Source organism: Pseudomonas oleovorans subsp. oleovorans (genome assembly GCF_002197815.1).
GTDB lineage: Bacteria > Pseudomonadota > Gammaproteobacteria > Pseudomonadales > Pseudomonadaceae > Aquipseudomonas > Aquipseudomonas oleovorans.
The window spans coordinates 1-553 of the sequence record NZ_NIUB01000107.1 but is presented as its reverse complement, the minus strand read 5'-3'; the positions used below and the strand labels follow the sequence as shown (position 1 = coordinate 553).

Genomic DNA, 553 nt, shown 5'->3' with positions numbered 1-553 from the left:
TTGAGGAACACGAACAGCACCGGGTTGAACACCTCCACCTTGATGTCCAGCTCGACCAGCGCGGCCAGTCCGTTGATGGATTTGCGGAAGTCGACGGGCTTTGGGTAGAGATAGACCTTCTGCACTTTGGCGTCGGGACGCATCATGACGGAACTCCACGGGAAAATAGGGAGCCCAGCATCCGGGATACGGAGAGGTCAGTTGAAGATGGGGTCTATGGAGCGCATACAAAGGTATCACCCGGCTGGATGAAGCAGTTGAAGTAATTATTGATAACGTAACTCATAAAGTTTTCGATTCTAGAGCCGCCAGTTACAGCAAAGTATGGGTGGAGGTTGATGTTGCGTGTAAGGAGCAGGGCCTTCCTCAATGTCATCAACCTAAGCTGCAGCCCTGCCCAAGGCAAGCCCCCCGAAGCAGCCAGCCGCCATGGCCGTCGGGCGATGACCAGGCCTCTGCCGCTCAATCAGGCGGTCTAGCTGGGCTGGCGGTGATGTGATCATCGTCTGTTCCGGCTGTCTAGGCGAGATTTCTCGTTCTCCGGACGAGCCTA

1 protein-coding gene is annotated in these 553 nt (G+C 55.7%); it reads right to left on the bottom strand.

All coding sequences use genetic code 11. From position 1 onward, the window contains the following. Positions 1 to 143: IS66 family insertion sequence element accessory protein TnpB (tnpB, locus tag PSOLE_RS23470; RefSeq protein WP_140419005.1), on the bottom strand; the 143-nt coding region annotated here is incomplete at its 3' end. Positions 144 to 553: the final 410 nt, after the last annotated feature.